Genomic DNA, 19,212 nt, shown 5'->3' on the forward strand with positions numbered 1-19,212 from the left:
GCTTCGCACGCACCAGCCTGCGGCCGGATCCCGGATCAGTTCGTCTGCGACAACTGCTCCAGGATCGCAGGGTTCTCCAGCGTGGAGGTGTCCTGCGTGATCGCCTCGCCCTTGGCGATGCTGCGCAGAAGGCGGCGCATGATCTTGCCGCTGCGGGTCTTGGGCAGGTTGTCGCCGAAGCGGATGTCCTTGGGCTTGGCGATCGGGCCGATTTCCTTGGCGACCCAGTTGCGCAGTTCGTTGGCGATCTGCTTGGCTTCCTCGCCGGTCGGGCGGGCGCGCTTGAGCACGACGAAGGCGCACACGGCCTCGCCGGTCACGTCGTCGGGGCGGCCCACCACCGCGGCCTCGGCCACCAGGTCGGTCTTGGCGACCAGCGCCGATTCGATCTCCATCGTGCCCAGGCGGTGGCCCGACACGTTCAGCACATCGTCGATGCGGCCGGTGATGCGGAAGTAGCCGCGGTCGGCGCTGCGCACCGCGCCGTCGCCGGCGAGGTAGATCGTGCCGCCCATCTCCTCGGGGAAGTAGCTCTTCTTGAAGCGCTCGGGGTCGTTCCAGATCGTACGGATCATCGAGGGCCAGGGCCGCTTGATGACCAGCATGCCGCCCGCGCCGTTGGGCAGGTCCTTGCCCGTCTCGTCGACGATGGCGGCCATGATGCCCGGCAGCGGCAGCGTGCACGAGCCCGGCACCAGCGGCGTGGCGCCCGGCAGCGGCGTGATGACGTGGCCGCCGGTCTCGGTCTGCCAGAAGGTGTCGACGATGGGGCAGCGCTCGCCGCCCACATTGCGGTGGTACCACATCCAGGCCTCGGGATTGATCGGCTCGCCGACCGAACCGAGGATGCGCAGGCTGGTGAGGTCCCAGTTCTTCGGATGCACCTTCTCGTCGCCGTCGGCCGCCTTGATGAGCGAGCGGATCGCGGTGGGCGCCGTGTAGAAGACGCTGACCTTGTGCTTCTCGATCATCTGCCAGAAGCGGCCCGCGTGCGGGAAGGTCGGGATGCCCTCGAACACCACCTGCGTCGCGCCGGCGGCGAGCGGGCCGTAGGCGACGTAGGTGTGGCCGGTGATCCAGCCGATGTCGGCGGTGCACCAGAACACGTCCTCGGGGCGGATGTCGAAGGTCCAGTCCATCGTGAGCTTCGCCCACAGCAGGTAGCCGCCGGTGGAGTGTTGCACGCCCTTGGGCTTGCCGGTGGAGCCCGACGTATAGAGGATGAAGAGCGGATGCTCGGCGTTGACAGCAACGGGCGCGCATTCGGTGCCCTGCCCCTTCAGCGCCTCGGTGAAGGTGATGTCGCGCCCCTCGACGCGGTTCCACGCGGTGGGCGTGCGCTCGTAAACCAGCACGGTCTTGATCGACTCGCAGCCGCCCAGCGCGATGCCGTCGTCCACGATGGCCTTCAGCGGCAGTTCCTTGCCGCCGCGCAGCTGGTAGTTGGCGGTGATGACGGCCACCGCGCCCGCGTCGATGATGCGCTCCTGCAGCGCCTTGGCAGAGAAGCCACCGAACACCACGCTGTGGGTGGCGCCGATGCGCGCACAGGCCTGCATGGCGACGACGCCCTCGATGGTCATGGGCATGTAGACGATGACGCGGTCGCCCTTCTTGATGCCGCGTGCCTTCAGCGCGTTGGCGAACTGGCTCACGCGCGCGAGCAGTTCCTTGTAGGTGACCTTGGTGACGGCGCCGTCGTCGGCCTCGAAGACGATGGCCGTCTTGTTCTCGACCGGGGTGCCGATGTGCCTGTCGAGGCAGTTGGCACTGGCGTTGAGTTCGCCGTCGCCGAACCACTGGTAGAACGGCGCATTCGATTCGTCGAGCGTCTTCGTGAAGGGCTTGGTCCAGTTCAGGTTGTCCTTGGCCAGGCGGGTCCAGAAACCCTCGAAATCCTGCTCGGCCTCCTTGCACAGGGCCTCGTAGGCGGCCATGCCGGAAATGCGCGCGCCCTGCGTGGCGCGGGCGTCCGGCGGGAAGACGCGGTTCTCGACCAGGACGGATTCAATGTTCTTCGATGCGCTGCTGCTCATGCTCTTTGTCTCCAGGATGGGTGCGGCCGTAATGTCGGCGGACCCACTTACGGGTCACTGACGGGTGCCATGTTAGAGCCTGTTCGATGGCCCTCTCGGGGTTATCACGAGTGCGTCACCGGGACACCCCTAGAATTCCCGGTCCTCCACAACCGCACTGCAGATGTCTGCTCCCGACCCTTTCGACACCCGGAACCCGCCCGTACCACGCCGTGGTTCGCCGCTTCGCCCCCTGCCCAAGCTGATCTTCGCGAGCCGCTGGCTGCAGCTGCCGCTGTACCTGGGCCTGATCGTGGCGCAGGCTGTGTACGTGGTGCACTTCCTGGTCGAGCTGCTGCATCTGGTGGAGGCCGCCTTCGGCTCCAAGGAGGCGCTGCAGGCGCTGATCACCAGCATCGGCTACAAGACCACGGCTCCCGTGGGCACGCTGAACGAGACGGTCATCATGCTCGTGGTGCTCGCGCTGATCGACGTGGTGATGATTTCCAACCTGCTCATCATGGTGATCGTGGGCGGCTACGAGACCTTCGTGAGCCGCATGGACCTCGAAGGCCACCGCGACCAGCCCGAGTGGCTGAGCCACGTGAACGCCTCGGTGCTCAAGGTGAAGCTGGCCACCGCCATCATCGGCATCAGCTCCATCCACCTGCTGAAGACCTTCATCAACGCAGACAACTACACCGACCGCGTGCTGATCGCGCAGACCGTGATCCACATCGCGTTCCTGTTCTCGGCGATGGCCATCGCCTACACCGACCGGCTGATGGCGCCCGCCCATCCGCCCGCCGACCCACACTGATCTCCCCTAGCCCCGACCCTGGCCTGCCTGCGATGCAACGTCCCAGGCGGGCGGGTCGGAGAAGCGCTCGGCAAGGAAGTCGAGCATCGTGCGCAGCGTGGCCGGCATGTGCTTGCGCGAGGCGTACACCGCATACATGCCCACCACCTGCGGCTCGAAATCGGGGAAGAGCGGCACCAGCTCCCCGTCATGTACCCGCTGCGCAGTCAGGTAGGTCGGCAGCATCGCGATGCCCGCGCCGGCGCGCGCCAGCGACATCAGGCTGACCGCGTCGTTCGCCGACACGTTCCCGTCGACTGCCACCGACACCGGCTCGCCGTCGCTCTTTCGCGTGAAGTTCCAGAGGCTGCGGCCGAAATACGAATGCGTGAGGCAGTTGCGCTGCGCCAGTTCGTCCACGCGCTGCGGGTGCCCATGCCGGGCCAGATAGGCCGGTGAGGCGCAGACCACCGAACGGCAGGTCGTGAGACGGCGTGCGATGAGGTTGGGGTCGATCTCGGCCGCGGTGCGGATCGCAAGGTCGATGCGCTCATCGACCAGGTTCACGGTGCGATCCAGCAGAACCAGGTCGACCATCACGGCCGGATGGAGCCGCACGTAGTCCGCGATCGCATCAGCAAGCTGGGCCTGCGCGAAGGAAGTGCCGGTGGTGATCCGAAGCTGCCCCCGCGGCGCCTCCGCCGGATGGCGCACCGCCGCCTGCATGTCGCCGGTGAGCTCCAGCACCTGCCGGCATCGCGGCAGCAGTTCCTCGCCCGCCGCAGTGAGGCTCAGGCGGCGCGTCGTGCGGTGCAGCAGGCGCGCGCCGGTCCATTGCTCCAGCTCGGCGACATAGCGCGTGACGACCGGGCGGGACATGTCGAGCTTGTCGGCCGCGGCCGAAAGGCTGCCTGAATCGACCACGGTAACGAACACGCGCATTGCGTTCAATCGGTCCATTCGAACGATTCTAGGAATAAACAAGCGCGTAAATCGAGGTATTTCTTTCGAAAGCAGAAACCTAAGATGCGGCTCATCCCATCCGATCTTTCACAGGAGTCACCATGAGCCACATCGCCATCATCGGCGCCACCGGACGTGCCGGCAGCCAGCTTCTCGAGGAGGCCCTGCGCCGCGGCCACACCGTCACCGCCATCGCCCGCAAGGCCAGCGCCAAGCTGGCGGGCCGTGCCAACGTGAAGGCCGTCGACCTCGACGTGCTCGACGGCGCAGCGCTCGAGAAGGCACTTGCCGGCCACGACGCAGTGTTCAGCGCAGCGCACTTCGCCACCGTGCCGCCCGCGGCCATCATCGAGCCGACGAAGCGTGCCGGCGTGAAGCGCCTGCTGGTCGTCGGAGGCGCGGGCAGCCTGTTGGCGGCGCCCGGCCTGAAGGTGATCGACACGCCCAACTTCCCCGACGCGTACCGCGCCGAAGCCTCTGCCGGCGGCGTGTTCCTCGACACGCTGCGCAACGAGAAGGACCTGGACTGGACCCTCCTCTCGCCCTCGGCCGAATTCGTCGAAGGCGAGCGCACCGGCAAGTTCCGCCTGGGCAAGGACGACCTGCTCGTGAGCGCCGAAGGCCGCAGCTGGATCAGCTTCGCGGACTACGCGATCGCGTTCATCGACGAACTGGAAAAGCCGGCGCATTCCCGCCAGCGCTACACCATCGGCTACTGAGCCGCAGGCAACAACAAAAAAAGGACCCTCGCGGGTCCTTGTTTGCTTGCGCTGGCCGGATCAACGCCCGGTCATGTTCTCCGGCACCACCCACTGGTCGAACTGCTCGGCCGTCAGGTGGCCCGAAGCGATCGCCGCCTCGCGCAGGCTGGTGCCTTCCTTGTGCGCCTTCTTGGCGATGAAGGCGGCCTTGTCGTAGCCGATGTGCGTATTGAGCGCCGTCACGAGCATCAGCGAGCGCTGCACCAGCTCGGTGATGCGCTCGCGGTTGGGCTCGATGCCCACGGCGCAGTGGTCGTTGAAGCTCACCATGCCGTCTGCCAGGAGGCGCACGCTCTGCAGGAAGTTGTGCGCCACCATCGGACGGAACACGTTCAGTTCGAAGTTGCCCGAGGCGCCGCCGATGTTGATGGCGACGTCGTTGCCGAACACCTGCGCGGCCAGCATCGTCACGGCTTCGCTCTGCGTCGGGTTGACCTTGCCCGGCATGATCGACGAACCAGGCTCGTTCTCGGGAATGCTCAGTTCGCCGATGCCGCTGCGCGGGCCGCTGGCGAGCCAGCGCACGTCGTTGGCGATCTTGTTCATGCTGGCAGCCAGCGTCTTCAGCGCGCCGTGGGCGTGCACCAGCGCATCGACGCTGGCCATGGCCTCGAACTTGTTCGGTGCGGTCACGAAAGGCAGGCCGGTGAGCTTCGCCAGCTCCGCTGCCACCTGTTCCGCATAGCCCTTGGGCGCGTTGAGGCCGGTGCCGACGGCCGTGCCGCCCAGCGCCAGTTCGCACAGGTGCGGCAGCGCGGCGCGCACATGTGCCTCGCCATGGGCGAGCTGGGCGACATAGCCCGAGAACTCCTGGCCCAGCGTGAGGGGCGTGGCGTCCTGCAGGTGGGTGCGGCCGATCTTCACGATGTCGGCGAAGTCATTCGACTTCTGCTCCAGCGTGGCGCGCAGCTTGCCGATGGCCGGCAGCAGCTTGTGGGTGATGGCCTCGACGGCGGCCACGTGCATCGCCGTCGGGAACACGTCGTTGCTCGACTGGCTGCGGTTCACGTCGTCGTTGGGATGAACGAGGCGCCCTTCGCCGCGCTCGCCGCCGAGGATTTCGCTGGCGCGGTTGGCCAGCACCTCGTTGACGTTCATGTTGGTCTGCGTGCCAGAGCCGGTCTGCCAGACCACCAGCGGGAACTCGCCCGGGTGCTTGCCGGCGATGACTTCGTCGGCCGCGGCCACGATGGCCTGGGTCTTCTTCTCGTCCTGCAGGCCCAGCGCATGGTTGACCACGGCGGAGGCGCGCTTGACCTGGGCCAGCGCCTTGATGATCTCGCGCGGCTGCTGCTCGCCGGAGATGTCGAAGTTCTGCAGCGAGCGCTGTGTCTGCGCGCCCCACAGCTTGTCGGCCGGAACGTCGATCGGTCCGAAGGTGTCGCGCTCGGCACGGGTCTTGGGGGAAGTCGTCATGAGAAAAAGCTCCGCAGGATCGTGAAAGGTCGCGCCGCTTGCCGGCGCGACCCGGAGTATCGCCCCGATGAGAGTAGCTCTCATCTGACGAGGGCATTGCGCCGCCGCCGACACCGCCGGCCAGCGGCTCGCCTTGACCGCATCATGTCGAAAAGTTATAATCAACGTCCTCTGACGACCAGCAAGTCATGATGATGACGCCGCTGGTCAAGCCTGCACTACTCGCGGATCTCCGAATCCCGTCGCGGTGCAAGGTGCTCCCGCCGGGCCCTGCCCGGCAAATCGGCCGGATTTTTCCGGCTCCATTGCCACGTCACGCTCTTCCAGCCGGCGCCCCTCGACCAGGCCCGTCGCGCTGCGAATGAAGCATCCGGCGGGCACTGGCTTCGTCGCCCTGTCGTCTTCAGTGCCTGTCGGCCGCCCCTTCTTCTGACGGGCCGGGGCGTGGCTGCGCCGTTCCTTCGGGACGGCGAACTCTCAGTCAACCTTCAACCAAGGAGAGCCCCGACTTATGGCCAAAGGAATTCTCATCGACCATGTCTTCAAGGTGTTCGGCGACGAGCCCGAACAAGCCCTGGAGCTGGTCCGGCAAGGACTTTCGAAGAAGGAGATCCTGGCGCGCACCGGCCAGTCGATCGGCGTGTTCGACGCCACCTTCGAGATCCAGGCCGGAGAAATCTTCGTCATCATGGGCCTCTCGGGCTCGGGCAAGTCGACGCTGGTGCGCCTGCTGAACCGGCTGATCGAGCCGACCGCGGGCCGCATCGTGATCGACGGCGCGGACATCAACGAACATTCCGACATCAAGCTGCGCGCGCTGCGCCGCAAGGACATCAGCATGGTGTTCCAGTCGTTCGCGCTGATGCCGCATATGACGGTGCGCGAGAACACCGCCTTCGGCCTCGAGCTCTCGGGCACCGGCAAGAAGGAGCGCCTCGCGCAGGCCGACAAGGCACTCGCGCAGGTGGGCCTGGCGGGCTGGGGCGACAGCTATCCCGACGAGCTCTCGGGCGGCATGCAGCAGCGCGTGGGCCTGGCGCGCGCGCTGGCATCCGACCCATCGATCCTGCTGATGGACGAGGCCTTCTCGGCGCTCGATCCGATCATCCGCACCGAGATGCAGTCGGAGCTGCTGCGCCTGCAGCAGGAGCAGCGCCGCACGATCGTCTTCATCTCGCACGACCTCGACGAGGCGATGCGCATCGGCGACCGGATCGCGATCATGAAGGACGGCCAGGTGATCCAGGTCGGCACGCCCGACGAGATCCTGCGCAGCCCCGCCAACGACTACGTGCGCAGCTTCGTGCGCGGCGTGGACGCGGCGGCGGTGTTCAAGGCGGGCGACATCGCGCGCAAGCAACTCACCGTGGTCAGCGAACACCCGGAGCGCGGCGCGCGTGCGGCGCTCAAGCAACTGGAGGACCAGGACCGCGACTTCGCCTACGTGACCAGCCCCAACAAGCGCTACCTGGGAACCGTGTCGGCCGACACCCTGCGCGCCGCGCTCGACGGCCATTCGGGGCCGCTGGGGCTGCGCCACGCGTTCCTGAACGACCTCGGCACGATCGACGCCGATGCCCCCGTGGCGGGACTCTTCGGCCAGGTGGCCCAGGCGCCGTGCGCGATGCCGGTGGTGGCTGCCGACGGCCGCTTCTGCGGCGCGATCAGCAAGACGACGCTGCTGAAGTTCCTGGACCGCGACACGCCGCCCATCGACCCGGCGCACCAGCCGCAGCAACCCGTGGCCGCCACCGCCGACGCCGCCAACGCGGCCTGAACGAACTCGAAGGACACATCAGATGAACGACACCGCACTGTCTTCCGAACTCGCACCGCTGAACGACGCATCGACCGCGCTCGCGACGCCCTCGCCTGCGCCGATGCCTGTCGACCCGTGGGAAGCCCTGTCGGCAGCGCCCGACACCTCCGCGACCAGCGCCTGGCTCGACGCCCCCGCGCCGCTCGATGGCGCCCATCAGCTCGCCGACCACGCGGATGCCGCCGGCGGCCTGCAGCTGCACCGCCTGTGGGACGGCTCGCTGCCCGTCGAATCCTGGATCAACAGCGGCCTGGGCTGGGTGGTCGAGCACTTCCGCCCCTTCTTCCAGACCGTGCGCCTGCCCATCGACGGCACGCTGAACTGGATCCAGGGCCTGCTCACCGGCCTGCCCACGCTGGCGATGATCGCGCTCATCGGCCTGCTGGCCTGGCAGTTCGCTGGCCGCGCGCTGGCCATCGGCACCACGGTGGCGCTGCTGCTGGTGGCCATGCTGGGCATCTGGCCCGAGGCGATGGTGACGCTGTCGCTGGTGCTGACCTCGCTGGTGTTCTGCATGGCCGTCGGCCTGCCGCTGGGCGTGCTGCTGGCCAGCAGCGACCGGGCCCAGCGCGTGATGCGCCCGGTGCTCGACGCGATGCAGACGACGCCGGCCTTCGTGTACCTGGTGCCGGTGGTGATGCTGTTCGGCATCGGCAACGTGCCGGGCGTGATCGTGACCATCGTCTTCGCGCTGGCGCCGCTGGTGCGCCTGACCAACCTCGGCCTGCGCCAGGTGCGCCCCGACCTGATCGAGGCCGCGCGCGCCTACGGCGCCTCGCCCTGGCAGATGCTGGTGAAGGTGCAGCTGCCGCTGGCCATGCCGTCGATCATGGCGGGCATCAACCAGGCGCTGATGCTGTCGCTGTCGATGGTGGTCATCGCTTCGATGATCGCGGTGGGCGGCCTCGGCCAGATGGTGCTGCGCGGCATCGGCCGGCTCGACATGGGCCTGGCCACCGTGGGCGGCCTGGGCATCGTGCTGCTGGCGATCTCGCTGGACCGCCTGACGCAGGCCATGGGCAAGTCGCGCCGCGGCGGCGGACGCCGCTGGTGGCACACCGGGCCGGTGGGTTTCGCGCTTCGCCTGCTGCAGCGTGCCGTGGCGCCGTCGCGTACCGACGCCGAGCCCGCGCCCGCCCTTTCCGCCCAGGTGCGATGAACGGAGGAACCCGCCACATGAACTTCGTCGGCAACAAGACCGGACTCATCGCCCGCGGCCTGCTCGCCCTAGCCTTCGTGGCCTCGGGCGCGGCCGCCCAGGCCTCCAACGACCTGCCCGGCAAGGGCGCCACCGTGCAGCCGCTGAAGAGCTCGCTTGCGGAAGAAGCCTTCCAGACGCTGCTGGTGATGCGCGGCCTGGAGAAGCTCGGCTACAAGGTCGAGCCCATGAAGGACCTGGAGCCCGCCACCGAGCACCTGGCCATCGCCAACGGCGACGCCACCTTCATGGCCAACCACTGGAGCCTGCTGCACGCAGACTTCTACAAGAACAGCGGCGGCGACGCCAAGCTGTGGCGCAAGGGCGTGTATTCCGCAGGCGCGGTCCAGGGCTACCTGATCGACCGCAAGACGGCCGAGCAGTACGGCATCACCAACATCGCGCAGCTGAAGGACCCTGCCATCGCGAAGCTGTTCGACACGGACGGCGACGGCAAGGCCGACCTCACGGGCTGCAACCCGGGCTGGGGATGCGAACTGGCCATCGAGAGCCACCTGACGGCCTACCAGCTGCGCGACACCGTCAGCCACCGGCAAGGCAGCTACGCCGCGCTGATGGCCGACACCATCGCGCGATTCAAGCAGGACAAGCCGGTGCTGTACTACACGTGGACGCCGTACTGGGTCAGCGCCGTGCTGCGCCCCGGCAAGGACGTGGTGTGGCTGCAGGTGCCCTTCTCGTCGTCGCAAGGCGACGGCGGCAACGTCGACACGCAGCTGCCCAACGGCCGGAACTACGGATTCCAGGCCAACGACGAGCAGATCGTCGCCAACCGGGCCTTCATCGAGAAGAATCCCGCCGCGGCGAAGCTCTTCGAGGTGATGAAGCTGCCGATCGGCGACATCAACGCCCAGAACCTGCGCATGAGCCAGGGCGCCAACACGCAGCAGGACGTGGAGCGCCATGCCGACGGATGGATCCGGGCGCACCAGGAGCTGTTCGACGGCTGGGTCGAGCAGGCCCGTGCCGCGGCAAGGTAGGCGGGACGGGCGGCACGGGTGGGCCAGGCGGGGCAGGCGCCGCGGCTGAGATAATCGGGGGGCGTTTCCACACTCCTACAAAGCCCCCACCATGACGACCACGATCCAGCAGGCCGACCTGATCGAATCGATCAGCGCCGCGCTGCAGTACATCAGCTACTACCACCCCGCCGACTACATCGCCCACCTGGCGCGCGCCTACGAGCGCGAGCAGAGCCCGGCGGCCAAGGACGCCATCGCGCAGATCCTGACCAACAGCAAGATGAGCGCGACCGGCCAGCGCCCGATCTGCCAGGACACCGGCATCGTCAACGTGTTCCTCAAGGTGGGCATGGACGTGCGCTGGGGCGGCTTCACCGGCAGCCTGGACGACGCCATCAACGAAGGCGTGCGCCGCGGCTACAACCACCCCGACAACACGCTGCGCGCCTCGGTCGTGGCCGATCCGCAGTTCGACCGCAAGAACACCAAGGACAACACGCCCGCAGTGATCTTCACGGAGATCGTTCCGGGCGACAAACTGGAGGTCACCGTGGCCGCCAAGGGCGGCGGCAGCGAGAACAAGAGCAAGCTGGTCATGCTCAACCCCGGCGACAGCGTGGTCGACTGGGTGCTCAAGACCGTGCCCACCATGGGCGCCGGCTGGTGCCCGCCGGGCATGCTGGGCATCGGCATCGGCGGCACGGCCGAGAAGGCCGCGCTGATGGCCAAGGAAAGCCTGATGGACGACCTCGACATGCACGAGCTGCTGGCCAAGAAGAATTCCGGCGCAGAACTGAGCAAGGTCGAGGCGCTGCGCGTCGAGCTGTACGAGAAGGTCAACGCCCTGGGCATCGGCGCACAGGGCCTGGGCGGCCTGGCCACCGTGCTGGACGTCAAGATCCAGATGTACCCCACGCACGCGGCGAGCAAACCCGTGGCGATGATCCCCAACTGCGCGGCCACGCGCCACGCGCACTTCGTGATGGACGGCAGCGGTCCGGTCTACCTCGAGGCGCCCTCTCTCGACCTGTGGCCCGAGGTGAACTGGGCCCCCGACGAGAAGAAGAGCAAGCGCGTCGACCTCGACAAGCTCACGCCCGCCGAAGTGGCGAGCTGGAAGCCGGGCGAAACGCTGCTGCTCAACGGCAAGATGCTCACCGGCCGCGACGCCGCGCACAAGCGCATCCAGGGCATGCTGGCCAAGGGCGAGAAGCTGCCGGTCGATTTCACCAACCGCGTCATCTACTACGTCGGCCCGGTCGACCCGGTGGGCGACGAGGCCGTCGGCCCCGCCGGCCCCACCACCGCCACCCGCATGGACGGCTTCACCGAGATGATGCTGGCGCAGACCGGCCTGATCGCCATGATCGGCAAGGCCGAGCGCGGCCCGGTCGCCATCGAGGCCATCAAGAAGCACAAGAGCGCATACCTCATGGCCGTGGGCGGCGCCGCCTACCTGGTCAGCAAGGCCATCAAGACCGCCAAGGTGGTGGGCTTCGAGGACCTGGGCATGGAAGCCATCTACGAATTCGACGTGGTCGACATGCCGGTGACGGTGGCGGTCGACGCCGGCGGCACCAGCGCGCACATCACCGGCCCGGCCGAGTGGCAGAAGCGCATCGCCACGGGCGAGTACAAGACCATCATGATGGAAGAAGCCTGAGTTGAGCCCGGTAGGCGTCTTCGACAGCGGGGTCGGCGGGCTCAGCGTGCTGGCCGCGCTGAGGGCCGAACTCCCGCACGAGCACTTCGTCTACTTCGCCGACACGGCCTATGCGCCCTACGGCGAGCGTGGAGACGCCTACGTGATCGAACGCTCGCGCGCGGTGGTCGAACACCTGCTGCGCGAGCACGGGGTCAAGGCGCTGGTGGTGGCCTGCAACACGGCCACCACCGCCGCCATCCACCTGCTGCGGGCAGACCATCCCGACCTGCCGATCGTCGGGCTGGAACCCGGCCTCAAGCCCGCGGTGGCGGCAAGCCGCACCGGGCACGTCTCGGTGCTCGCCACGCGCGGCACGCTGGCCAGTGCGAAGTACGCAACCCTGCGCGCCTCCTTCGCGGGATCGGCCGACGTGCGGCCCGTGCCCTGCGACGGGTTGGTGAAGGCCATCGAAGGCTTCGACTCGGCCGGCATCGCGGCGCTGGCCGAGCGCTACATGGCCGAAGCCGGCCCTTTCGGCGACGGCCCCGACGAAGTCGACACGGTGGTGCTCGGCTGCACCCACTATCCGCTGGTGAAGGACGAGCTGGCCAAGCATGCGCCGGCCACACTGCGCTTCATCGACACCGGCGTGCCGGTTGCGCAGCAGACGCGGCGCCTGCTCGCATCGGCGGGCCGGCTCGCCGACGCCACCGAAGCAACCGGCGCCGTCGGGAGCCTGCTGCTGCAGAGCAGCGGCGACGTCGCGGTGCTCGAAGCCGCGGCTGCCAGGTGGCTCGGGCTTTCCGCAGCCGCCACGGCCTGAACCGAGCCATGCGCCTGCCGCTTCCGCGCCGCGCCGCCCCGTGGGCCTTCTTCCTCCTGGGCCTCTCGGTCGCCGGAGTGAGCCATGCGGCCTGCGAGAGCGGCCTTGCCGAGCGCATGCATGCCAAGCTGCACCCCAAACGCCAGCTCGACGAGCGGCTCGCAGCCTGCAAGGTGTGGCCGGCCTTTCCGGGGCGCAGCATCGTCGTGCTGCCGATGCCGCGCGAAACCACCGACCGCGGCGCCAAGGTATTCGACCTCGAGATCCTGCTGATCCAGCGCCCCGACAACGGCAACACGGAGCGCGACACCGTCATCGGCCGGCTCGTGCAGCCCGAGGCGCTCGACGAGGACGCCACCACCTCCATCCAGGACATCCGCATCGACACCTCGCGGTACGTGCTCTCGCCCGAGGCGCGCGCCTTCGGGCTGCGCGTGCGCTACAAGGGCAGCAACGGGCCCGGCAGCCCGCTGGCGAGCGAGACGGTGCGGCTGTACGTGCATCACGGCAAACAGCTGCGCCAGGTGCTGCAGGAGATCGAGCTCGACCACGACCATGGCGGCTGGGACTCCACCTGCACCGGCCACTTCGAGAAGCTGCGCACCATGCTCTCGGTCGGCAAGGGCATCAGCAACGGCTTCGCCGACCTGCAGCTGTCTCGCACCTTGCTGCAAAGCCGCGCGCAGGAGCAGGAAGACCAGGGCTGCATCGAGAAGGCCCTGCCCCCGAAGTTCAACACCGTCACGCTGCGCTACGACGGCGAGCGCTTCAAGGTGCCGAAGTCGCTCCAGCAGCAGATTCCCTGACGGGAGGCTGATCCAGGGCCCGCTTTTTCACCGGGCCGTCACACAGAAGTACCAGCATGCGCGGTTTGTCAAAAAGTATTGCCGCGCACAATGAACTCCCTCCCCCAGCTTCGCATTCCCTTCAAGCCCCTGATCCTCGTCGGCGCCCTCGCGCTGGCCCTTGGCGCCTGCGGAGGCGGCGGTGGAGGCTCAGGGCTTGGCGGGATCTTTCCGCCAGTCAGTTCGGCGCCGCCCGCTGCCCAGCCTCCCGCACAGCAACCCGCGCAGCCGCCGGCAACGCCCTCCGAGCCCGGCCAGTTCGTCTCCGAGGCGCGGTTCACGCCCAATGCGGGCACCACCGAAGGCTCGTCCGACGCATCGACCGCCATCGCGCTGCCCGACAACTTCATGATCGTCGCGGACGACGAAGCCAACGTGCTGCGCGTCTACCCGCGCGCCGGCGGCGCGGCGGTGAAGGAATGGAGCTACAAGCTCGACGGCCCCAAGCTCACCAAGGAACTCGACCTCGAGGCCGGCACGCGCATCGGCGACACGCTGTACCTCACCGGCTCCAACAGCAACAAGAAGGACGGCGCGGACGCCGCCTCCGACCGCTCGCACCTGTTCGCCGTCAGGGTCAGCGGCACCGGCGCGGCCACCGCGTTCGACTATGTCGGCCAGTTCGCGCTGCTCGAAGCGCAGCTCATCGCGTGGGATTCCGGCAATGCGCACGGCCTCGGCGCCAACCACTTCGGCTTTGCCGTATCGGCAGGGGCCGGCATCGCGCCTGAGCGGGTCGACGGCTTCTCCATCGAGGGCATGACCAGTTCGCCGGGCGACACCGCGCTATGGCTGGGCTTCCGTGCGCCGCAGACGGGCGCCGCCGTACGCTCCAAGGCGCTGATCGTGCCGCTGCAGAACTACGCGGCGCTGGTCGCCGGCACCGCCACCCAGGCCGCCTTCGGTACGCCCATCGAGCTCGAACTGGGCGGCCGCGGCATCCGCTCGATCGACAAGGGCACCGATGGCAACTACCTGATCGTCGCCGGCCCGGCAGGCCCCGCGAGCCCGGACGTGGACCGCAACTTCGCGCTGTTCGCGTGGAACGGCAACCCTGGCAGCGCACCAGTCGAGCTGTCGAACGACCTCGATTCCCTGTCGAAGAAAACCGGCGGCAGCTTCGAGTCCGTCGTGGAGGTGCCGGGCCCCGTGAAGGCCGGCACGGTGGTCCAGCTGCTGCTGGACAACGGCGATACCAAGTGGGACGGCAAGACCGCCTCGAAGGACCTGCCGCCCGCCGACCAGAAATTCGACGGCTTCGTGGTCCGCCTGGGTGCGCCCCTGGTCGACACCACAGCGCCGAAGCTGAAGAAGGCATCACCGGCGGGCCTCGTCGGCGTGAACCTCGATGCGTCGCTCACGCTGACGTTCAACGAAGCCGTTCGCCTGGGCTCGGGCAGCATCGTGCTGCACAAGGCCGACGGCAGCGTGGTCGAGACCTTCAACTCCAACAGCCCCGCCGCACGCCTGCAGGTGGCCTTCAACAAGCTGAAGCTGGTGCCGACCGCACTGCTGTCGGCAAGCAGCGGCTATTACGTCACGATCGACGGCAACGCCATCACCGATCCCACCGGCAACGCCTTCCCCGGCATCGGCGACGCGACGACGCTGAGCTTCACCACCACCGCTGGCGCCACCACGCTCGCCACCGGCGACCTGCTCTTCATGGCGGCCAACGCCGAGGCGCCCGACGCCTACGCCTTCGTGCTGCTGAAGGCGGTCAACGGCGGCACGAAGGTGCTCTTCACCGACCGCGACCGCAAGTCGGGCACCAACGAGTTCTCCGGCATCACCAACGAGACCGCCTTCTTCTGGACCGCCGACCGCAACCTGCCGGCAGGCACCATCGTGACGATCCAGACCGACGTGACGGGCAATCCGATCGCGGACAAGGGCTTCACGCTCGGGTCGCCGGGCGGCATCGGCAAGTCGGAAACCGTCTATGCCATCGCGGGCGGCACCATCGCCGGACTGGGCGACGGCGTAGCGGGACAGATCACCGCCGTCGGCGACTACCTCGCGACCATCACGCTGGGCGGCACCGCGGGCACCATTCCCGACGCCGTCACGGCCGCAGGCACCGCCTTCAGCTTCACGGTGAGCCCCGCCAACCAGACCAACGCGATCTACACGGGTTCACTCGATCGCTCGGACCTGGCAGCCTTCGCGGCGCGCGTGAAGAACCCGGCGAACTGGACGGTGCGCTACGCACCCGAAGTCGGGTGGCCGCTGACCAACGACAGCCTGTTTGGCGACAAGCGGCCCTGATCGCCGGCGGTCAGGAGAAAGCGCGCTGCGCGGCCTGCAGGCCGCGCCATGCCCGGAGTTGCGGAGTTGCGGAGTCCCGCCCGGGCAGGCGGGGGACTCTGCTCAGTGCAGATGGCGCGGACGACGACCGCCGCCGTGACCACCGCCGCTGCCCGGCCCGCCCGTACCGCGCGGGCGTTTGCCGATTTCGAGCGAGTTCACGAGCGCGTCGAAACGGTCGCTGAACAGGCGGTCGATCTCGGCAACCACGCCGCCCAGTTCGGAGCCGTCGAAATGACGCTCCATGAGATTGACCACGTCTTCCACCAGCAGGTCGCGCTGCACCTGCATGATCGCGGCCGGGTTCGGGCCGACGAACAGCATCAGGAAGTCGTCGCGCGATTCTTCCTCGGGGTCGCCTTCTTCCTCGTCGAAGTCGGTGTCGTAGAAGGTGACCTCGATGGCCGCACCGCGCTCGGAAAGCTCGTTCAGGCCCATGCACATCTCGTCGAGCGCCTGGCGGAAGTCTTCGTCGCCGGCCACGGTCCAGCACATCTGGAGCATGTGGTCCTTCTGCTCGTAGCGGATGCCGGGCTCTTCCTCGTAGGAACTGGTCGCGCCATCGGCCAGCGACTTGGCGCCGGCGTACTTCCACAGCGGCTTGAGCGCTTCCTGGATCTGATCGAAGGTCACGTCCGAACGCAGCGGCACGTCGCCGTGCACATGAATTTCAAATGGAGCGTTGTAGCGAGGCATCTAATGCTCCCTTTTAAGTGTGGTACCCGGAACGGGGGTCGAACCCGTATGCCCCGATTAAGGAAGCGGCGGATTTTAAGTCCGATGTGTCTACCAATTTCACCATCCGGGCATCAGGTTGGACATCGACGATAACCCAAATAAAACAAGCCCCGGCAACGTCGGTTGGCGGGGCTTGGTGTTCGGGGTCGAATCAGTTTGAACCGAGAGGAGAGTGGAGGCGCGATCCGGAGTCGAACCGGACTAGACGGATTTGCAATCCGTTGCATAACCGCTTTGCTATCGCGCCACGCTGAAATACGAAATCGACCTAGCGAAAAAAAGGGAAGCTGGAGCTTCCCTTTTTCAAAACTGGAGCGGGAAAAGAGTCTCGAACTCTCGACCTCAACCTTGGCAAGGTTGCGCTCTACCAACTGAGCTATTCCCGCGTTTCGAGCCTTGAAGTATATACCAATTTTTCAAGGTCCCGCAACTTCTGCGACGCTTCGATCAGTGCTTGACCGAGCCTTCCGAAGCCGGTGCAGGCGCGCGCTGCTTGGCCAACTCGGCCATCGCAGCAGCGGATGCAGCCACCTCTTCGTCCGACAGCGGCTCGGGCATCTTCTCGAGGGCGATCTCGAGCACCTTGTCGATCCACTTCACCGGCACGATCTCGAGGCCGTTCTTCACGTTCTCGGGAATGTCCTGCAGGTCCTTGGCGTTCTCTTCCGGGATCAGCACGGTCTTGATGCCGCCACGCAGCGCCGCCAGCAGCTTTTCCTTCAGGCCGCCGATGGCCGTGACCTCGCCTCGCAGCGTGATCTCGCCCGTCATCGCGACATCGCTGCGCACAGGAATGCCCGTGAGCGCCGACACGAAGGCCGTCGTCATCGCGGCGCCCGCACTCGGGCCGTCCTTTGGCGTCGCGCCATCGGGCACGTGGATGTGGATGTCGCGCTTTTCGAAGACCTCGTCCTTGATGCCCAAGCGGCGCGAGCGGCTGCGCACCACGGTGCGCGCGGCCTCGACCGACTCCTTCATCACGTCGCCGAGCGAACCGGTGCGGCTGATCACGCCCTTGCCGGGCATGGTGACCGCCTCGATCGTCAGCAGGTCGCCGCCGACTTCGGTCCACGCAAGGCCGACCACCTGGCCGACCTGGTTCTGCTTCTCGGCCAGCCCGAAGGTGTACTTGCGCACGCCGAGGAAGTCGTTGAGGTTCTCGCCCGTGACGGTGACCTTCGGCGTGAGCTGCTTGAGCAGCAGGCCCTTCACCACCTTGCGGCAGATCTTCGATAGCTCGCGCTCGAGCGAGCGGACGCCGGCCTCACGCGTGTAGTAGCGCACGATGTCGCGCACCGCTTCTTCGGTGACCGCGAGCTCGTCGTCCTTCACGCCGTTGTTCTTCATCTGCTTGGGCAGCAGGTACTTGATCGCGATGTTGGTCTTCTCGTCCTCGGTGTAGCCCGAGAGGCGGATGACTTCCATGCGGTCCAGCAGCGCCGGCGGGATGTTCATCGAGTTCGAGGTGGCGACGAACATCACGTCGCTCAGGTCGAAGTCGACTTCCACGTAGTGGTCGCCGAAGGTGTGGTTCTGCTCGGGATCGAGCACCTCGAGCAGCGCGCTCGACGGGTCGCCGCGGAAGTCGGTGCCCAGCTTGTCGATCTCGTCGAGCAGGAACAGCGGATTGCGCGTGCCGATCTTGCTCAGGCCCTGCAGCACCTTGCCCGGCAGCGCGCCGATGTAGGTGCGGCGGTGGCCGCGGATCTCGGCTTCGTCGCGCATGCCGCCCAGCGCCATGCGGGTGTACTTGCGGCCGGTCGCCTTGGCGATCGACTGACCCAGCGAGGTCTTGCCCACGCCCGGAGGTCCAACGAGGCACAGGATCGGCGCCTTCACCTTGTCCACGCGCTGCTGCACCGCGAGGTACTCGAGGATGCGGTCCTTGACCTTCTCGAGGCCGTAGTGGTCGGCATTGAGCACCGCCTCGGCATTGGCGAGGTCGTGCTTGATCTTGGTCTTCTTGCTCCAGGGCAGGCCGACCAGCACGTCGATGTAGTTGCGCACCACGGTGGCCTCGGCCGACATGGGCGACATGAGCTTGAGCTTCTTGAGCTCGCCCTCGGCCTTCTTCAGGCCTTCCTTGGACATCTTCGCGAGCTTGATCTTCTTCTCGATCTCCTCGATGTCCGCGCCCTCTTCGCCTTCGCCGAGCTCCTTCTGGATGGCCTTGACCTGCTCGTTGAGATAGAAGTCGCGCTGGTTCTTCTCCATCTGGCGCTTCACGCGCCCGCGGATCTTCTTGTCGACGTTGAGGATGTCGACCTCGCGCTCGAGCTGCCCGAACAGGTTTTCCAGACGCTCCTTGACGTCGTCGAGGTCGAGCACGGCCTGCTTGTTGTCGAGCTTGAGCGGCAGGTGCGCGGCTATGGTGTCCGCGAGGCGGCCCGGATCGTCGATGCTCGAGATCGAGGTGAGGATCTCGGGCGGAATCTTCTTGTTCAGCTTGACGTACTGGTCGAACTGCTGCATCACCGCGCGGCGCAGCGCCTCGACCTCGGTGCCCTTCTCGCCACCTTCGGGCGCCTCGACGGGCGTCACGTTGGCGGAGAAATGGGTCTCGCCGTCATCGATGCGGTTGACGCGGGCGCGCTGCTGGCCCTCGACGAGCACCTTCACAGTGCCGTCGGGCAGCTTGAGCATCTGCAGGATGGTCGAGACGCAGCCGACCTCGAACATGTCCTCGACGGAGGGCTCGTCCTTGGCCGCGGCCTTCTGGGCCACGAGCATGATGCGGCGCTCCGCCTCCATGGCCAGCTCGAGCGCCTTGATGCTCTTGGGGCGTCCCACGAACAGCGGGATCACCATGTGGGGAAACACCACGACGTCGCGCAGCGGCAGCAGCGGCAGGTCGAGGGCTTCGGGAGGCAAGGGGGTGTGGCCAGACATGCAAATCCTTC

The 19,212-nt window shown here is 67.1% G+C and carries 14 protein-coding genes and 3 tRNA genes; 9 read left to right on the top strand and 8 right to left on the bottom strand.

What is annotated here, in order from left to right:
• Nucleotides 1–35: 35 nt before the first annotated feature.
• The gene (gene acs, locus FHY06_RS05005; protein ID WP_145758599.1) at nucleotides 36–2,036 is read right to left on the bottom strand and encodes an acetate--CoA ligase; all 2,001 of its coding nucleotides are present in this window, start codon (nucleotides 2,034–2,036) and stop codon (nucleotides 36–38) included.
• Between the two features lie 163 nt (nucleotides 2,037–2,199).
• Between acs and FHY06_RS05010 the strand changes: the two genes are divergently transcribed.
• Nucleotides 2,200–2,835 carry a YqhA family protein gene (locus FHY06_RS05010; protein ID WP_126182026.1) on the top strand — a complete coding sequence of 212 codons (636 nt, stop codon included), beginning with the start codon at nucleotides 2,200–2,202 and terminating at the stop codon, nucleotides 2,833–2,835.
• A 6-nt stretch (nucleotides 2,836–2,841) separates the two neighbouring features.
• Here FHY06_RS05010 and FHY06_RS05015 read toward each other — a convergent pair whose 3' ends face one another.
• Nucleotides 2,842–3,774: a LysR family transcriptional regulator gene (locus FHY06_RS05015; RefSeq protein ID WP_019652341.1), complete on the bottom strand. Its 933-nt coding sequence runs from the start codon at nucleotides 3,772–3,774 to the stop codon at nucleotides 2,842–2,844.
• A 104-nt stretch (nucleotides 3,775–3,878) separates the two neighbouring features.
• Between FHY06_RS05015 and FHY06_RS05020 the strand changes: the two genes are divergently transcribed.
• Nucleotides 3,879–4,496 carry an NAD(P)-dependent oxidoreductase gene (locus FHY06_RS05020; RefSeq protein WP_184603673.1) on the top strand — a complete coding sequence of 206 codons (618 nt, stop codon included), beginning with the start codon at nucleotides 3,879–3,881 and terminating at the stop codon, nucleotides 4,494–4,496.
• Nucleotides 4,497–4,556: 60 nt separating this feature from the next.
• Here FHY06_RS05020 and fumC read toward each other — a convergent pair whose 3' ends face one another.
• Complete coding sequence (fumC, locus tag FHY06_RS05025) at nucleotides 4,557–5,954, bottom strand: class II fumarate hydratase (protein ID WP_184603676.1); 1,398 nt, start codon at nucleotides 5,952–5,954, stop codon at nucleotides 4,557–4,559.
• A gap of 511 nt (nucleotides 5,955–6,465) precedes the next feature.
• On the opposite strand from fumC, the gene proV reads away from it, so the two are divergent.
• The 7 genes from proV to FHY06_RS05060 all read left to right on the top strand — a co-directional run bounded on the left by proV (nucleotide 6,466) and on the right by FHY06_RS05060 (nucleotide 15,535).
• Complete coding sequence (proV, locus tag FHY06_RS05030) at nucleotides 6,466–7,731, top strand: glycine betaine/L-proline ABC transporter ATP-binding protein ProV (RefSeq protein ID WP_184603679.1); 1,266 nt, start codon at nucleotides 6,466–6,468, stop codon at nucleotides 7,729–7,731.
• A gap of 22 nt (nucleotides 7,732–7,753) precedes the next feature.
• The gene (proW, locus tag FHY06_RS05035) at nucleotides 7,754–8,932 is read left to right on the top strand and encodes a glycine betaine/L-proline ABC transporter permease ProW (protein ID WP_184603681.1); all 1,179 of its coding nucleotides are present in this window, start codon (nucleotides 7,754–7,756) and stop codon (nucleotides 8,930–8,932) included.
• Between the two features lie 17 nt (nucleotides 8,933–8,949).
• Entirely contained in the window at nucleotides 8,950–9,972 is a 1,023-nt protein-coding gene (gene proX, locus FHY06_RS05040; protein ID WP_184603684.1) for a glycine betaine/L-proline ABC transporter substrate-binding protein ProX, read from the top strand.
• 91 nt (nucleotides 9,973–10,063) lie between these two features.
• On the top strand, nucleotides 10,064–11,617 hold the full coding sequence (locus FHY06_RS05045; RefSeq protein ID WP_184603686.1) for a fumarate hydratase: 1,554 nt from the start codon (nucleotides 10,064–10,066) through the stop codon (nucleotides 11,615–11,617).
• A 1-nt stretch (nucleotide 11,618) separates the two neighbouring features.
• Nucleotides 11,619–12,422 (top strand): glutamate racemase, encoded by an 804-nt coding sequence (gene murI, locus FHY06_RS05050; protein WP_184603688.1) that lies wholly within the window; start codon nucleotides 11,619–11,621, stop codon nucleotides 12,420–12,422.
• Between the two features lie 8 nt (nucleotides 12,423–12,430).
• Entirely contained in the window at nucleotides 12,431–13,228 is a 798-nt protein-coding gene (locus FHY06_RS05055) for a PA3715 family protein (protein WP_184603689.1), read from the top strand.
• Between the two features lie 90 nt (nucleotides 13,229–13,318).
• Nucleotides 13,319–15,535 carry an Ig-like domain-containing domain gene (locus FHY06_RS05060; protein WP_184603690.1) on the top strand — a complete coding sequence of 739 codons (2,217 nt, stop codon included), beginning with the start codon at nucleotides 13,319–13,321 and terminating at the stop codon, nucleotides 15,533–15,535.
• A 102-nt stretch (nucleotides 15,536–15,637) separates the two neighbouring features.
• Here FHY06_RS05060 and FHY06_RS05065 read toward each other — a convergent pair whose 3' ends face one another.
• The 5 genes from FHY06_RS05065 to lon form a co-directional block, all read right to left on the bottom strand.
• Nucleotides 15,638–16,270, bottom strand: coding sequence for a DUF6806 family protein (locus tag FHY06_RS05065; protein ID WP_019652331.1), 633 nt, complete (start codon nucleotides 16,268–16,270; stop codon nucleotides 15,638–15,640).
• A gap of 20 nt (nucleotides 16,271–16,290) precedes the next feature.
• Nucleotides 16,291–16,382 (bottom strand) — tRNA-Leu (locus tag FHY06_RS05070).
• Nucleotides 16,383–16,485: 103 nt separating this feature from the next.
• Nucleotides 16,486–16,559, bottom strand: a tRNA-Cys gene (locus FHY06_RS05075).
• A 63-nt stretch (nucleotides 16,560–16,622) separates the two neighbouring features.
• Nucleotides 16,623–16,698, bottom strand: a tRNA-Gly gene (locus FHY06_RS05080).
• Between the two features lie 61 nt (nucleotides 16,699–16,759).
• Nucleotides 16,760–19,201 (bottom strand): endopeptidase La, encoded by a 2,442-nt coding sequence (lon, locus tag FHY06_RS05085; protein ID WP_184603691.1) that lies wholly within the window; start codon nucleotides 19,199–19,201, stop codon nucleotides 16,760–16,762.
• Nucleotides 19,202–19,212 lie beyond the last annotated feature (11 nt).

It is taken from the genome of Variovorax atrisoli (assembly GCF_014195185.1).
Taxonomy (GTDB): Bacteria; Pseudomonadota; Gammaproteobacteria; order Burkholderiales; family Burkholderiaceae_C; genus Variovorax; species Variovorax atrisoli.

Bases quoted from the DNA above. Each gene is read 5' to 3' on its own strand.
- acs (WP_145758599.1), bottom strand. From the start codon at position 2,036: ATGAGCAGCAGCGCATCGAAGAACATTGAATCCGTCCTGGTCGAGAAC.
- FHY06_RS05010 (WP_126182026.1), top strand. From the start codon at position 2,200: ATGTCTGCTCCCGACCCTTTCGACACCCGGAACCCGCCCGTACCACGC.
- FHY06_RS05015 (WP_019652341.1), bottom strand. From the start codon at position 3,774: ATGGACCGATTGAACGCAATGCGCGTGTTCGTTACCGTGGTCGATTCA.
- FHY06_RS05020 (WP_184603673.1), top strand. From the start codon at position 3,879: ATGAGCCACATCGCCATCATCGGCGCCACCGGACGTGCCGGCAGCCAG.
- fumC (WP_184603676.1), bottom strand. From the start codon at position 5,954: ATGACGACTTCCCCCAAGACCCGTGCCGAGCGCGACACCTTCGGACCG.
- proV (WP_184603679.1), top strand. From the start codon at position 6,466: ATGGCCAAAGGAATTCTCATCGACCATGTCTTCAAGGTGTTCGGCGAC.
- proW (WP_184603681.1), top strand. From the start codon at position 7,754: ATGAACGACACCGCACTGTCTTCCGAACTCGCACCGCTGAACGACGCA.
- proX (WP_184603684.1), top strand. From the start codon at position 8,950: ATGAACTTCGTCGGCAACAAGACCGGACTCATCGCCCGCGGCCTGCTC.
- FHY06_RS05045 (WP_184603686.1), top strand. From the start codon at position 10,064: ATGACGACCACGATCCAGCAGGCCGACCTGATCGAATCGATCAGCGCC.
- FHY06_RS05055 (WP_184603689.1), top strand. From the start codon at position 12,431: ATGCGCCTGCCGCTTCCGCGCCGCGCCGCCCCGTGGGCCTTCTTCCTC.
- FHY06_RS05060 (WP_184603690.1), top strand. From the start codon at position 13,319: ATGAACTCCCTCCCCCAGCTTCGCATTCCCTTCAAGCCCCTGATCCTC.
- FHY06_RS05065 (WP_019652331.1), bottom strand. From the start codon at position 16,270: ATGCCTCGCTACAACGCTCCATTTGAAATTCATGTGCACGGCGACGTG.
- lon (WP_184603691.1), bottom strand. From the start codon at position 19,201: ATGTCTGGCCACACCCCCTTGCCTCCCGAAGCCCTCGACCTGCCGCTG.